The organism is Curtobacterium sp. Leaf154 (assembly GCF_001424595.1).
GTDB lineage: Bacteria > Actinomycetota > Actinomycetes > Actinomycetales > Microbacteriaceae > Curtobacterium > Curtobacterium poinsettiae.
This window is the reverse complement of sequence record NZ_LMOS01000003.1, coordinates 178,302-192,495: the sequence shown is the minus strand read 5'-3', so window position 1 is coordinate 192,495 and position 14,194 is coordinate 178,302. Positions and strand designations below refer to the sequence as shown.

Below are 14,194 nucleotides of genomic sequence, written 5' to 3'. Positions count from 1 at the left end.
TCAGTCGGCCCGACGGCGGAGCTGGCGACGGCGGATGACGACCAGCGCGATGCCGGACATCAGGAACACGATCGCGGCGATCGTGACCCCGGTGAGCTGCACACCGGTGAAGGCCAGGCGCGTCGCGGACGGGTCGGTCGCGGACGGGTCGGCGGCGACGGTCTGCCCCGCGGCCCCGGCTCCTGCTGAGGCACTCGAGACCGGCGCTGCCCCGCTCCCCGTGCCCGTGCCCGCACCCGTGCTCGAGCCGCTGCCCGTCCCGCCAGCGGAACCGGTGCTCGCGCCCGTGCCGCTGCCGGAGCCCGTGTGCGGCTTCGTCGTGGGCTTCGGGGTCGGCTTCGGCGTGACGGCCGTCGACACGATCCGCGAGACCGCACCCGTCTTGGTGTTCAGGAGCACCTCGCGGTGCTGCGGGTGCGTGAAGTCGAACATGCCCCGGAGGGACCCGGCCCGAGCATCGAACGACTGGTCACCGATCCGGCCCGTCGACCAGTTGTCCTCGATGAACTTCGTGGTCGAGGTCTGCTCGATGGCGGTGTGGTCGACGTGGTTCTGCTTGGCGAACGGCGAGATGACCAGGTACGGCAGCCGCTGCGAGGGGCCGCAGCGGTCGAGGTACCCACCGGCGACACCGACCTTGGTCGCGGCCGTGGTGCAGACCGTGGTGTCGTTCGAGGAGTCCGTCGAGCCGTTCAGGATCGTCGGCGCGACGTGGTCGTACCAGCCGTCCGAGTCGTCGTAGTTGATGACGATGGCCGTGCTCGACCACTCCGGCGACCGCTCGATCTCGTTGATCTTCGACGTCAGGAACTTCTGCTCGTCGAGCGGGTCGGAGTACGCGGCGTGGCCGTCCTGGGCCTCGGGTGCCTTGAGGAAGGACACGGCGGGCATCCGGTGCTCGGCGAGGGCCGTGTCGAACGCGGACAGGTCGTACTGGTGGTTCGCCCGGTCGGTGGAGCCGATCATGCGGTCGCTCGTCGGTGCCAGGTGGTGCGGGTTCGACGTCGACGCGTAGTACGCGAACGGGTTGTGGTGCGGCGAGTAGTCGTTGCTGACCGAGCCGCCGACGTTCGTCGTGGTGGCGTCGCACTTGGCGAGCGTGCCGGTGCCCGCGTAGGCCGTCGTCGGGGTGAAGCCGCCCTGGAACCAGCCCCAGGTGACGCCCTTCGCGTTGAGCAGGTCGCCGATGTTCTTGCCCGACATCTTCACCAGGTTCGACGTCGACGTGTGGTCCTTGTCGGAGCAGTCGTCGTAGGCGGGGTCCGGGTCGGCGGTGACGGTGCCCTGGCCCGCGGCGTCCTTCGCGACGACGGCGGTCGAGGTCGGCACCGTGGCCCCGGTGACCGAGTCCACGCCGGTGCCGCCGTGGGTGTTGCCGCTGATCAGGTTGAGCGCCCCGGGGGTGGAGGGGCCGAAGCCGGTGTCCCAGGCGTTGTCGCTCATCGCGTAGTTCTGGGCGTAGTTCCACAGCCCGGTGGTGGTGTTGCCGTCGTAGTAGTCCATCGTCAGGCCCGGCGACCCGTACAGCCCGGTGCAGGTGTCCACCGAGGTGCTCTCGACGAACTTGTCCATGGCACCGCCGTCGACGGCCTTCTGCTCGGGCAGGTAGTTGTGGTTCTGGTCGCAGGTGAGCGCCTGGGCGGGCGTCAGCCGTGACGGGGCGTAGGCGTTCGGGTTCTTCGTCAGGGTGCCGGAGGACGCGAGCGTGTTCACCTTCGGAGTGCTCCGTGCGGCGGTGAAGCGGGTGCCGTCGGTGTTCGCGGCCTTCGGGTAGGTGCCGAAGTAGTGGTCGAACGACACGTTCTCGTCGTACATGACGACGACGTGCTTGATCGGGGTGGTGGTCCTGAGGGAGTTGTCCGCGGCGGACGCCGACTGCGGGATGGCGAGGGCCGTCCCGGCGACGGCCGCCAGGGCCATGATGGCGAGCGCGCCCTGTTGGACGCGTCGTTCGGAAGGTCGGAACACGTGGAACCTCTCACTGGTCGGGACGGTGGGGTGGTGGGGGAGCGGTGGGGCCCGGCGGGCGGGCGGGTCCGTGCGGGCGGGGCCGTGCGGGGCCGTGCGGGCGGGGCCGTGCGGGCGACGGCCCGGGCTGGGATGTGCGAGCGTCGGCCCGGCTAGGTCCGTGCGAGCAGTCGACGGCCCAGCCAGTCGTCCGCGTGGCGGACCCCGGGCAGGGCGAAGAAGTAGCCGCCGCCGACCGGTGACACGTAGTCGACGAGGGGCTCGTCGACCAGGCGCTTCTGCACGGCGACGAACTGCCGTTCCAGGTCGGCCTGGAAGCACGCGAACAACAGGCCCATGTCGAGGTCGCCGTTCGTGTCGGTGCCGTTGTCGTAGTTGTAGGGACGACGGAGCATCTGCTGCGCACGGGCTTCGGCGGTGCGCGGGTTCGCCAACCGGATGTGTGCGTCCATCTGGATGACGTCGCCGGTCGGGTCGTCCTGGTACCGGGGGTCGTCGAACTCGCCGCTGCGGGTGAGCGGGGCACCCGAGTCGCGGTGCCGGCCGATCATGTTCTCCTGCTCGTGCAGCGAGACGCGGTCCCAGAACTCGACGAACATCCGGATGGTCCGCACGACGTGGTAGCTGCCCCCGGTGACCCAGTCGGGTTCGCCGTCCTGTCCACCGCGGGTCCAGACCAGGTCGTCCATCACGCTGCGGTCCGCGGTGGAGGGGTTGCCGGTGCCGTCCTTGAACCCGAGCAGGTTGCGCGGGGTGCCGGAGGGGCGCGGCGGGGACGCGAAACCGTCCTGGCGCCAGCGCACCTGCATGCCGCCGCGGGTGGCCCGGGCGATGTCGCGGACGGCGTGCAGGACGGTGTCGGTGTTGTGCGCGCACACCTGCAGCAGCAGGTCGCCGTCCGAGATCGACCGGTCGAGGTCGTCGTTCGGGAAGTCCTCCATCGTCCGCAACCGCGCCGGGCGCTGCCCCGACAGGCCGTACCGGTGGTCGAAGAGCGAGGCGCCGACGCTCGCCGTCACGGTGAGCCCGTCGGCCGCGACCTGCGGTCCGAGCACGCCGGAGTCGGCCGGCGGCGCGGTGATCCCGACGTCGGCAGGCGTGCCGCCGCGGGTCAGGAACCGGGCTCGCTCGGTGATCGTCCGGAGCAGGTCGGCGAGGTCCCCGCGGTCGGCCGCGGTCACGTCGAACGCCAGGAACGCCGACTGTCGCTGCGCGGGTGTGGTGATCCCGGCCTGGTGCGCGCCGTGGAACGCGTACGAGGCGTCGGCACCGCCGGTGGTCGCGGCGGCTGCCTGGAGGCCCGTCACACGCCCGGCGGTCAGGCTCGCTGCCGCCGCGGCGGCTCCGGCACCTGCCCCGACCGCGCTGGTCAGGAACGCGCGGCGTCCGACCCCGCGGGTGGGGCCGGGCTGCTGCTGGTCGTCCGGTGCGCCGGCGGGACACACACTGCCGTCGGCGGAGAGCCCGAGGCGGGCGTGCGCCTCGGCCATCCGGCGGTACGTCGCCGCGTCCATCCCGCGTGGGCGCTGCTGGCTCCGGGGACCCGCCGGGCCCGGGCGCTGCGGTCGTTCGGTCACGAGGTCCTCCTCGGGTCGCAGATGGCGGCGACGGGCGCGAGCTGTTCGAGCGCAGCGTCGAGGTCGGCGTCCAGGTGCTCGCGGGCGGTGCGATCGAGACCGTCGAGGGTGTCCCAGCTGCCGTCGGTCCGTCGGTGTGACTCGACGTCGGCGCGCAGGGTCGCCAGCGCACGGTCGGTGGCCCGGAGGCCCGGGTAGCGGGTCCGCAGGATCGACCGGAGCGGCTCGAGCGCGTGCTCCGTCCCGCTGATGTTCGCGTCGATCGTCGCCAGTGCCGTGTGGCTGACGGCGTCGGTGGCCCCCGTCGCCTCGAAGCGGAGCGCGTTCTCGAGGATCTCGTGCGAGCGCAGGCCGATGTCGAGCGGGTCGACCCGCTGGGTGGGGAACGTCCGGCGCAGGTGTTCGACCGCGGCGACCAGGGCGTCTGCGGGTGCGACGGCGCGGCTGCCGGGCGCTGCCGACCACAGCAGCGCTTCGACGCGGTGGAAGCCGGTCAGGTGCGGGTCGTCGAGTGCGGTCCGTCCGGCGGCGGGGAGCCCGTCGATCGCGGTGTCGTCGTCCCCGAACGCGCCGTAGGCGGCTCCGAGCTGCTCGTACTCGCGGTGACCGACCAGCCAGTCCCGTCGTGCGGCCCGGACGTCACCCGTCCGGACGTCGGCGTCCAGTGCACGCACGTCGGCGAGCAGCGTCGGCAGGCGGCTCTCGATCCAGTCGCCGTACGACTTGGCGGCGGGGATCAGGTCGTCGCGGGTGACCGGGACGATCCCGGGGGTCTCGTCGCTGACGTGCGTGGCGCCGCGCAGGTGGACGACGGGCCCGGTGCCGGGGTTCGCGTCGGCGGGCAGGCAGCGGAACCGGTACTGGCCGCGCGGGAGTCGGACGCCGTAGTCGTGCGTGGCACCCGCTCCCAGTCCCTCCGCGTCGAGGTAGACCGCGCCGTTCGTGGGGTCGACCAGCTGCACCTCGATCCCGGCGACGGAGGTGTTGTGGATCCGGAACGTCTGGGGGCCGGCGAGAGCGCGGTCCGGACTCGCGGGCCACCCCGTTCCGCAGGCGTCGGTGCCGGCCTGCACGGTGACCGCGCTCGTGTGCGGCGACGTCGGAGGGACCAGGTGCGGGGCGACGATCGCGGTCCCCACGAGTGCTCCGAGTGCGCCGACGACCACTGCCGTCGTGGCACGAACCGACATCGGCACCGATGACCCCATCCTGTAGCAATTCACAGAAAACCCTGGTCAGAGCCGCTTTCAGCTCGACCAGGGCAACCCTAGGGTCGCTCCCGGGGCAGTTTTCCCGTCGTTCACCGCGGAACGGTTCTGTTCACCGGATCGTCATCGTGCGCCGCGCCGCGCCGCGCCGCACGGTGCGGGGTGCGCGCCCCCGTGCGAGCTTGACGGCTGGGTGCGGTGCCACAGGCTTGCACCGAACCAGCACCGCGGCACCAGCTGCTCAACCTCGCACCGTGCGCCGCCGCCAACCTCGCGCCCGCCCCGTCTCGCCGGGCTCGGCACGGTGCGGGTTCGTTCATGCGGTGCGAGCTTGACGGCTGGGTGCGGTGCCACAGGCTCGCACGGAACCACCAACCCGGCGCCCGCTGCCCAACTCCGCACCGTGCGCCGCTGCCGCCCACCGTGCGCCGCCGCCACCCACCCCGCGTGCGACCTCGCCACGCCCCCGCCCCCCCCGCACGGCGCAGGCTGCACTCCGAAAGCGGCCCGGGGTGCGTGGGCCGCTAGGGTTCCACCATGAGCATGCAGCCGACCGGTGGGGCGCCGGCGCCGAGCCCAGTACTCGTCTCGATCGGATCCGTGGGGGTGACGCAGGACCGCATCGTCACGCCGAGCGGGACCTGGCCGGCCGCGCAGGTGAACATCACCGCGCAGGACCAGTCGTCGTCGACGTCGCACATCCCGACGTGGGCGATCGTGATGACCGTCATCACGGTGTGGTTCTTCCTGCTCGGACTCCTGTTCCTGCTCGCGAAGGAGCGACGGACGCAGGGCAACGTCTCCGTGTCGATCTGGGCCGCGAACGGTCAGTCGCACACCGAGTTCGTGCAGGTCTTCTCCGAGGAACAGCGCGTCGACGTGTTCAACCGGGTCTCCTACGCGCAGAACATCATCGGTCAGGCGCGCTGGCGCGAGTCGGCTGCCGGCAACTGACCGGCCACCGGCGCACTGCCGACGGCCCGACGCCGGTGGGTCGTCAGGGCTAGAGCTCGACCTCGAACGGCTCGGTGCGCACGAGTTCGTGCACGCCGGAGATGACCTCGCTCGGACGGAACGGGTACCGGTCGATCTCGGCCTGGTCGCTGATCCCCGTCATCACGAGCACGGTGTGCAGCCCCGCCTCGATGCCGGCCTGCACGTCGGTGTCCATCCGGTCGCCGATCATGCCGGTGTTCTCGGAGTGCGCGCCGATCCGGTTCATCGCCGACCGGAACATCATCGGGTTCGGCTTGCCCACCACGTAGGGCTGCTTGCCGGTCGCCTTCTCGATCATGGCCGCGATGGCGCCGGTGGCCGGCAGGACCCCCTCGGCGCTCGGGCCGGTGGCGTCGGGGTTCGTCACGATGAACCGTGCGCCGTCGCGGATGAGCCGTACGGCCTTCGTGATCGCCTCGAACGAGTAGTTGCGGGTCTCGCCGACGACGACGTAGTCGGGAGCGGTCTCGGTCATGATGAACCCGGCCTCGTGCAGGGCGGTCGTCATGCCGGCCTCGCCGATCACGAACGCGGACCCGCCCGGCATCTGCGACTTGCAGAAGTCGGCCGTCGCGAGCGCACTCGTCCAGATCCGCTCTTCGGGCACGTGCAGGCCGGAGCCCCGCAGCCGGGCGCTCAGGTCGCGCGGCGTGAAGATCGAGTTGTTCGTCAGCACGAGGAACTCGGTGCCGTCGTCGAGCCACTGCTGGATGAGCTCCGGCGCGCCGGGGAGCGCCTGGTTCTCGTGGACGAGCACGCCGTCCATGTCGGTCAGCCAGCACTCGACGTCGTCTCGGGTCGCCATGCGCCTCACCCTACTGCGCGGGGGTTCAGGTCCGGCTCGCGTCGGCTCGTGGCCGGCTCGGAAAGGGCCGGGAGGCCCGGGGCGGCTCTTGCGCGCTGCTGCCAGACCCGAGATGGTCGAGACACCGAACCGCGGTCGGGTTTGCCCTACGCTTTTCGGGACACGTACCGAATCAAGGAGGCCCCCTCGTGCTCGTCGAACCCGGAACCCCGTCCACCGCGCCCCGACCCACCCCGGTGTCGGAGACGGAGCTCGAGGTGACGCCGCGACGACGCCGAGGCCGCCCGAACGTGCTCTCCCGCGAGCAGGTGATCGACGCCGCCACGACCATCGCGAACGAGGACGGCCTCGACCGGCTGTCCTTCCGTGCGTTGGGCGTCCGGCTCGGCGTCGCCCCGATGACCGTGCACCGGACCATCGGCGGCCTGGACGACCTGCACGCCGAACTCGTCCGCCGCACGGTCGACGAGTTCACCGCCACCTTCGTCTGGCCCGACGAGTGGCACGCCGTCGTCCGCACCTTCGCCACGACGTTCCGCGACCTGATGCGCACCCACCCGCTCGTGCTCGAGTCGCACAGCCAGCGGGCCCCGCTCGCCTCGACCGAGTCGGACGCCGTCGTGGCGAAGGTCGTCGGTGCCCTGCAGGACGCCGGGCTGCCGCCGGCCGAGGCGATGTACGCCTTCTTCGTCGTCTACGACTTCGTGGTCGGGCACGCCGGGGTGCAGGTCGGACGCGGGGACTCCGAGGCCGGCCGACCCGAGCGGCACCGCCTGGTGGGCGAGATCCTCGGCGAGCACTCCTACGACGACCGGTTCGCGCTCGGCCTCGACATCCTGATCGCCGGCATCGAGGCGCGCATCGCCCGCACCGCCTGAGCCGGCGGCGCCCGACCCCGCGCCCGGCCGTACGCTGGTCGGGTGACCACTGCGCCCGAACCGTCGCACGAGCTGACGACCAACGGGGTGGGGCCGCACCCGGAACCCTGGCCCGACGACCCGAGGCTCGACCCGGAGCTGCTCGCCGCGGGGGATTCCCGGAACGTGCTCGACCGCTACCGGTACTGGTCGATGGACGCGATCGTCGCCGAACTCGACACCCGCCGGCACGCGTTCGACGTGGCGATCGAGAACTGGCAGCACGACCTGAACATCGGCTCGATCGTGCGGAGCGCCAACGCGTTCCTCGCCGGCACGGTGCACATCATCGGACGGCGGCGGTGGAACAAGCGCGGGGCGATGGTGACCGACCGCTACCAGCACGTCCGGTACCACCCCGACGTCGAAGCGTTCCTCGCCGCGATGGCCGATGAAGCGCGACCCGTCGTCGCCATCGACAACACCCCCGGGGCCGAACGCATCGAGACCGCGACGATCCCGGAGCGCTGCGTGTTCCTGTTCGGGCAGGAGGGCCCCGGACTCACCGAGCAGGCGGTCGCCGGTGCCGACGCGCACCTCGAGATCACGCAGTTCGGGTCGACGCGGAGCATCAACGCCTCGGCCGCCGCGGCGATCGTCATGCACAGCTGGGTCGTCCAGCACGCGGAGTTGCCCGGCGCGACGTCGTGAGCAGAAGTGGTCGGGTGCGGGCCCTGGACCCGACCATTCCTGCTCACGAAGCGGGCGTGACGGACGCGGGGCGGGCCTCCCGGCCGGGGGCAGGGGTGCCGCGTCAGCGCGCGGCGGTGGTGCGGCGCGCGACCAGGCGGGGTTCGACGAGCAGTTCCGTCGCGGCGATCCGCGGATCGGCGATGCGGGCGAGCAGACGCTCGCCGGCGCCGCGGCCGATCTCGACACTGCGGTCGTCGATGCTCGTCAGGCCGACGTACCGCATCGCGGCCACGGGGGTGTCGTCGTAGCCGATGACGGAGACGTCCTCGGGGACGCGCAACCCGCGTTCAGCGAGTTCGGACAGGGCACCCAGGGCCATCACGTCGTTCGCGGCGAAGACCGCCGTGACGTCCGGGTGCTCGTCGAGGAGCATGCCGAGGGCACGCGAACCGGCCTCTTCGGTGGGCTCGCCGGGCAGCACCGTCGTGACGACGGACGCACGTGTCGCCGCTACCTGCTCGAACCCGGCCTGGCGTTCCGCCGAGGCCGCCGAACTCGCACCGACGAACCCGAGTCGGGTGTGCCCGAGGTCGAGCAGGTGCTGCGCCGCGATGCCGCCACCGGCGTGGTCGTCGTTCGCCACCGTGTCGGCGCGCGGGATCGCGACGCGGCCGCCGGCGATCACGAGCGGCATCGAGGCGGGGATCGCCAGGTCGGTGGTCGGCTCGCCGGCGATCACGATGCCCTCGACGCGCATGGACAGGAAGCCCTCGACCGGTGAGGCGTCGAGCCCCGTGTTGAGGAAGCGGTCGGCGACCACGAGCCGGTGCCCCTGGTCCTGCAGGCTCTCGCGCAGGCCGGTGAGCAGGTCCACGAACCACTGGTTGCGGAAGTCGTCCAGCACCACACCGATGGTGCGGCTGCGGGTGCCGGCGAGGGACACTGCCGCGGTGGAGGGCCGGTAGTCGAGCTCCTGGATCGCCTTGAGCACCGCGGCCCGGCGCTGGTCGCTGACCCGGGGGGAGCGCTGCAGCACGAGGGAGACGAGGGACTTCGAGACCCCGGCGCGTGCGGCGACGTCGTAGATGGTCGCGGGCTTGCCGTCTCCCATGATGCGCTTCGACCTCCGTTGGCTCGTGCGTCGATCGTAGCGGTTGACGTGACATGGCCCTGCGGGCGGGCGGGGTGGGCGTGCGGGTGGTCGAGTGAGCAGAAGACGACGGGTCCCGAACAGCCACTCGTCGTCATCTGCTCACTCCCTTGGGTTCGCAAGTCCTCCACAGGGGAGGCGCGGTGCCGGTTCTGCACGGAACTTTGGTTCGGTGAGCGGGGCGTCGGCACCGGCTCGAGCGTGTCGGCATGCGACCACGACCACTCCCTCCGGCGCTGCGAGGCCGGGCCTTCGACATCGGCGCGGCTGATCGAGCCGGAGTTCCCCGACAACGACTCCAGCGGAAGGACCTGACGTGCCCGACGCGATCGATCCGATGGCCCCGGGACCGACCACCCGATCCGATCCGCCGCATCCAGGCACTGCGGCCGGTCCTGTTGCCCGGACAGTTCGTCAGCCACACCTCGGCGGCGGTGTTGTGGGGTCTGCCGGTGCCGTGCGGCCCTGACACACCGGTGCACATCACCAGCGTGCACCCGCAGGCGCAGCCCCGGCGCGTCGGTGTGGTCGGGCACCGCGTGGCGGCTGACCGGGTGAACACCCGGCAACGCCGGGGTGTTCCGTCCAGCAGCCCCGCGACGCTGTGGGTGGAGTGCGGTGACCTGCTCGGACTCGATGAGCTCGTCGTCCTGGGTGACGCCATCGTCACGTCGCGGGCCTGCGCGACCGCGCTGGAGGACCTCGCCGCCGCGCTCGCCGGGGCGGGGAATCGTCGTGGCGTGCGGAAGCTGCGCGTTGCACTCGAGCTCGTGCGGGTGGGCGCCGGGTCGCCGCAGGAGACCCGAGCGAGGCTGGCGATCGTCCGCGCGGGGCTGCCCGAGCCCGAACTGCAGTTCGACGTGCTCGACGAAGCCGGCCGGTTCGTCGGCCGTGTCGACATGGCCTACCCCGAGCAGCGCATCGTCATCGAGTACGAGGGCGACCACCACCGGACCGACGCCGAGCAGTGGGGCCGTGACCTCCGCCGCTACCGCGAGATGGAACGACTCGGCTGGGTGGTGGTCCGGTGGACCAAGTCCGACCTGACGCTGCACCGCTCAGCCGCAGTGGCGCACCTGAAGACGCTCCTTGCACGCGGAGGTCGCGTCGAGTGAGCAGAAGACGACGGGTCGCTATTGCACACCCGTCGTCTTCTGCTCACTCGATGTCGCGGCGCCGCCGCCCGCGCCCGCTACCCGATCAGGCTCGGGCGCAGGTCACGCAGCGTGCGGGAGCGGGTCTGCCGCGCCGTGACCACGAAGGACACCAGGAGCGCCCCGAGCAGCCAGCAGAGCAGCACGCCCGCGTCGGACCACGCGGCGCCGAGGTTCCCGCCGTACATCGTCTGCCGGATCGCGTCGACCGAGTACGTCATCGGCAGCGCGAAGTGCAGCGCCGCCAACGGCCCCGGCAGCGTCTGCCACGGGAACGTCCCGCCGGCGGTGACGAGCTGCACGAGCATGAGCACCAGGCCGAGGAACTGCCCCACCGAGCCGAGCAGCACGTTGAGCGCCATGATGATCGCCGCGAAGGTCGCCGAGGCCAGCACCATGATCCCGATCGTGCCGCCGACGTGCACCACGTTCAGGTCGAGGGCGAAGCGCACGATGAAGAACAGCGCCACCATCTGCACCAGGCCGAGGAGGGCCGGGGTCAGCCAGCCACCGAACACCACCGCGAGGGGCTTCCGCACCGCGGTGATCGCCCGCTTCGAGATCGGCTTGAGGATGAGGAACAGCGCGTACATGCCGATCCAGGCCGCGAGCGAGATGAAGAACGGCGCGAGGCCGGCGCCGTAGTTCGACGCGGCGGCGACGTTGTCGTCCCCGACCTTGACCGGGTCGGAGATGACCGAGGCCTGCGATGCACGCTCCGAGGCGTTCGACGCCGGGATCTTCGTGCGGCCCTGGTCGAGCGACGACGCGAGCTTCGACGAGCCGGTCGTGAGCTTGTCGAGCCCTGACGCGAGCGACGAGGCGCCCTGGTCGGCGGTCTTCGCACCGGTCGCGAGCTGCGATGCACCGGACGACAGGGTCGGAGCGGCCGAGGCCAGCTTCGACGTGCCGTCGGCCACCTGGGCGGCCCCCGATGCGAGCGTGGACGCCCCCGTCGCCGCCGAGGAGATGCCGGACGCGAGCGTCGGCGCCGCGGAGGCGAGCGACGACGTACCGGCTGCGACCTGTGCGGAGCCGTCTCGGAGCTTGTCCACCGAGGACTTCGTGCTCTCGTAGGTCTTCTTCGCCGAAGCGCCGGCGCTGTTGACCCGGGTGACGGCGTCGGTGACGGACGACTCCAGGGCGGTCTGCTGGTCCTTCGTGAGCTCGACGCCCTCGGGCAGGTTGTCGGTGATGCCTGCGATCACCGTCCTGGCGTCCAGCGGCTGGAGCGACTCGACGTCGGGGCTGTAGGAGTCGACCGTGTCGGCGAGCTTCTTGTTGCCGGCCGCGACCCGCTGCGCCCCACTGTCCAACTGCTGCGTCTGCGACGGCAGCGCCGCCGTCTGCTGCTGCGCGCTGGCCAGCCCGGACGCCAGGGTCGACGCCCCCGACGCCACCTGCTGCGCCCCGCTGTCCAACTGCTGGGTCTGGGACGGCAACGACGCCGTGCCGGAGGCGAGCTCCGCCGCACCGGACGACAGCTTGCCGGTGCCGTCCGCGAGCGTGTGGGCACCCCGGTCCGCCTTCTTGGCCCCGGAAGCGAGCTCATCGGCACCGTCGACGGCGTCGCCGAGGCTGTCGCGGACGTCGGCGAGCCCGACGAGCAGGGTCTTCGCGGCCTGCTTGCCGACGCGCTCGGCGACGGCGGTGCGCATGGTCTTGCCCGCCTGCTCGGCGATGGTCGAGGCCAGGTACGAGTTCGTGTCGGCCGTCGTCATGACGAGCTTCGCCTGGGTCGGGTCGTCGGACTGCGCGGACACCAGGTGCGCGGAGAAGTCGTGCGGGATGGTGACGACGAAGTCGTAGGTGCCGTTCCGGACACCGGAGCGGGCGTCGGCGGCGCTCGTCTTCGTCCACTTGAAGTCGGCGCCGTCGATGGCCTCCTTCGTGACGTCCTTGCCGTAGTCGACCTGGTCGCCGTCCAGCGTTGCGCCGGCGTCGAGGTCCACGATCGCGGCGGGGATCTGGTCGAGCTTCGCGTACGGGTCGCGGTTCGCCCACAGGTAGGCGCCGCCGTAGAGCAGCGGCACGATCATCAGCGCGATGAACGCCAGGCGTGCGAGCGGGGTCGCGGTGAGCCGCGCGAGTTCTGCGCGGACGAGCGAGGTGGTGGTCACTTCTGTGCCTCCGTCGGGACGGTTGCGGATGCTGTGGTGACGGAAGGAGCGGCCAGGAGGCCCGGCTCGGTTCCGTCGGTTCGGGCCACGTCCTCGGGGTCCTCGGTCTGGGGCTGTTCGAGCGTCTCGGCGACGCCGAGCGTCTCGGCGACGCCGGGCGTCGCGACGTCGTCGTGCGTCTCGATCGTGTCGAGCAGGTGCTCGACGGTCGCGGCGGCGGCCTTCGAGGTCACCAGCACCACGGTCACGCCCCGTCGGGCGACGTCGCGGACCACCTGGAACCAGTCCTCGACGGCGCCGCCGTGCCGCTCGGGCGAGGTGATCACGATGCCGGTGACACCGTCGCGGAGCAGCGCGAGCTCGACGAGCAGCCGGATGCGCACGGCCGTCGGGACCCGCTGCACGGCGGTGTCGACGTAGTCCCGCAGTCCGAGCTCGTCGAGCACCGTGTCGACGTGCTCGCGGTTCGGGCGCTGCCCGGCGAACGCGAGTTCCTCGCGCACGATCTGCTTGAGGGTCAGGACGGGGAAGGGTTCGGCGATCCCGGGGGTGTCGACCAGCGCGAACGCGCGGCGGACGGCTGCCGGGTCCTCGTGCCCGTCGAGCAGCAGGCGGCCGGTGTCGGGCTGCATGCGGCCACCGGCGACGAGGGACGCGAGCACGGGTGCCTGCTCGGTCTCGACGGCGAGGACCCCCGGGCGTCCGGGCGCGGCGACGGCGGAGACGACGGGCAGGGGTGCGCCGGGCTCCTCGCCGATGCCGACGTGGTCGAGTTCGAGGGTCATGCGTGGTCCTTCGGGGCGGGAGCGGGAGCGGGTGCTGCGGGTTCGGAGAGCAGTGCGGTGCGCCAGTCGATGCCGGCCGTGCCCAGCGCCGACACCACCACCATCCGCCGTCCGTCCTCGTCGCTCGTGCCGGAGCGGGTGGCTTCGTCGAGGACGGCGATGCACGCGCCCTCGACCAGGCGGCCGAGGGTCTCGGGGTCGACGTCGTCCCGCATCGCGCCGTCGGCGATGCCGAGCGCGCACGCCTGACGCACCTGTGAGCGCAACGGGGCGAAGACCTCGGCGACGGGTTCGGCGAAGGGGCTGCGCACGGCGATCCGGGCCATCGAGCGGACGTGCGAGACCTCGGTCCAGAGCGTCACCGCGATGGCGGCCAGGCGTGCGGCCGGCGGGAGCCCCTGCAGGTCCGAGGTGGTGGGCATGGCGGCGGCGATCCGGGCGGCGCCGGCGGTCACGACCTCGCGCACCAGGTCGTCGCGCGAGGGGAAGTGCCCGTACACCGCGCGACGCGAGAGGCCGGCCGCGGCGGCGATCGTCTCGATGGAGGCGTCCGGGTCCTGCTGCAGGCAGGTCCGCGCCGCGTCGAGGAGTGCTGCCCGGTTCTCCGTGGCGTCGCGGCGGGGCGCGCGGGAGGGGTGCTCGGTGGTGGTCACGCACCCCATCGTAATAACGTGCACACGTGTGTGCAACTTAACAGGTTCCGTCCCCTGGACGAGGGGTGTCCCCCAAAGTGCGGACTGTCTTCCCTGAGAACGAACGCATAGCTTCACAGGAATCTCATGCGAACCACGGACTGAGCCTGGAGTGCCCTCTTTGAACCGTGCAACACCGAACACCGACCCGAAACCCACCCCCCATCGCTTCACCCGCGTCCTGACCGC

General features: G+C 71.7%; 12 protein-coding genes. 4 read left to right on the top strand and 8 right to left on the bottom strand.

All coding sequences use genetic code 11. From position 1 onward, the window contains the following. The 3 genes from ASF75_RS05585 to ASF75_RS05575 all read right to left on the bottom strand — a co-directional run bounded on the left by ASF75_RS05585 (position 1) and on the right by ASF75_RS05575 (position 4,735). A complete protein-coding gene (locus ASF75_RS05585; RefSeq protein ID WP_235517547.1) occupies positions 1 to 1,968 on the bottom strand; it encodes a phospholipase C in 1,968 nt (655 codons plus the stop codon). A 152-nt stretch (positions 1,969 to 2,120) separates the two neighbouring features. Next, on the bottom strand, positions 2,121 to 3,545 hold the full coding sequence (gene efeB / locus ASF75_RS05580) for an iron uptake transporter deferrochelatase/peroxidase subunit (protein ID WP_235517546.1): 1,425 nt from the start codon (positions 3,543 to 3,545) through the stop codon (positions 2,121 to 2,123). Next, positions 3,542 to 4,735 (bottom strand): EfeM/EfeO family lipoprotein, encoded by a 1,194-nt coding sequence (locus ASF75_RS05575; protein WP_082509466.1) that lies wholly within the window; start codon positions 4,733 to 4,735, stop codon positions 3,542 to 3,544. The genes efeB and ASF75_RS05575 overlap by 4 nt, the downstream gene beginning before the upstream one ends. A gap of 555 nt (positions 4,736 to 5,290) precedes the next feature. On the opposite strand from ASF75_RS05575, the gene ASF75_RS05570 reads away from it, so the two are divergent. Continuing rightward, complete coding sequence (locus ASF75_RS05570) at positions 5,291 to 5,707, top strand: hypothetical protein (protein ID WP_042539144.1); 417 nt, start codon at positions 5,291 to 5,293, stop codon at positions 5,705 to 5,707. 49 nt (positions 5,708 to 5,756) lie between these two features. Here the strand turns inward: ASF75_RS05570 and ASF75_RS05565 are convergent, their stop codons facing one another. Further along, a complete protein-coding gene (locus ASF75_RS05565; RefSeq protein WP_017886329.1) occupies positions 5,757 to 6,554 on the bottom strand; it encodes an HAD-IIA family hydrolase in 798 nt (265 codons plus the stop codon). A 188-nt stretch (positions 6,555 to 6,742) separates the two neighbouring features. Between ASF75_RS05565 and ASF75_RS05560 the strand changes: the two genes are divergently transcribed. Together ASF75_RS05560 and ASF75_RS05555 are read left to right on the top strand one after the other, a co-directional pair. Next, positions 6,743 to 7,432: a TetR/AcrR family transcriptional regulator C-terminal domain-containing protein gene (locus ASF75_RS05560; RefSeq protein WP_017886328.1), complete on the top strand. Its 690-nt coding sequence runs from the start codon at positions 6,743 to 6,745 to the stop codon at positions 7,430 to 7,432. Between the two features lie 42 nt (positions 7,433 to 7,474). Next, complete coding sequence (locus ASF75_RS05555) at positions 7,475 to 8,122, top strand: TrmH family RNA methyltransferase (RefSeq protein ID WP_056069460.1); 648 nt, start codon at positions 7,475 to 7,477, stop codon at positions 8,120 to 8,122. A gap of 103 nt (positions 8,123 to 8,225) precedes the next feature. On the opposite strand, the gene ASF75_RS05550 is transcribed toward ASF75_RS05555, so the two are convergent. Beyond that, the gene (locus ASF75_RS05550; RefSeq protein WP_017886326.1) at positions 8,226 to 9,215 is read right to left on the bottom strand and encodes a LacI family DNA-binding transcriptional regulator; all 990 of its coding nucleotides are present in this window, start codon (positions 9,213 to 9,215) and stop codon (positions 8,226 to 8,228) included. Between the two features lie 515 nt (positions 9,216 to 9,730). Here ASF75_RS05550 and ASF75_RS05545 point away from each other — a divergent pair. After that, a complete protein-coding gene (locus tag ASF75_RS05545; RefSeq protein ID WP_056069458.1) occupies positions 9,731 to 10,369 on the top strand; it encodes an endonuclease domain-containing protein in 639 nt (212 codons plus the stop codon). A 77-nt stretch (positions 10,370 to 10,446) separates the two neighbouring features. Here the strand turns inward: ASF75_RS05545 and ASF75_RS05540 are convergent, their stop codons facing one another. From ASF75_RS05540 to ASF75_RS05530, 3 genes are read right to left on the bottom strand one after another with little or no spacing between them, the layout of a single operon-like run. Then, entirely contained in the window at positions 10,447 to 12,528 is a 2,082-nt protein-coding gene (locus ASF75_RS05540; RefSeq protein WP_056069455.1) for a YhgE/Pip domain-containing protein, read from the bottom strand. Then, positions 12,525 to 13,313, bottom strand: a complete 789-nt coding sequence (locus ASF75_RS05535; protein WP_056069452.1) for a hypothetical protein — start codon at positions 13,311 to 13,313, stop codon at positions 12,525 to 12,527. Before ASF75_RS05535 ends, ASF75_RS05540 begins: the two co-directional genes overlap by 4 nt. Then, on the bottom strand, positions 13,310 to 13,975 hold the full coding sequence (locus ASF75_RS05530; protein WP_250891817.1) for a TetR/AcrR family transcriptional regulator: 666 nt from the start codon (positions 13,973 to 13,975) through the stop codon (positions 13,310 to 13,312). The genes ASF75_RS05535 and ASF75_RS05530 overlap by 4 nt, the downstream gene beginning before the upstream one ends. Positions 13,976 to 14,194: the final 219 nt, after the last annotated feature.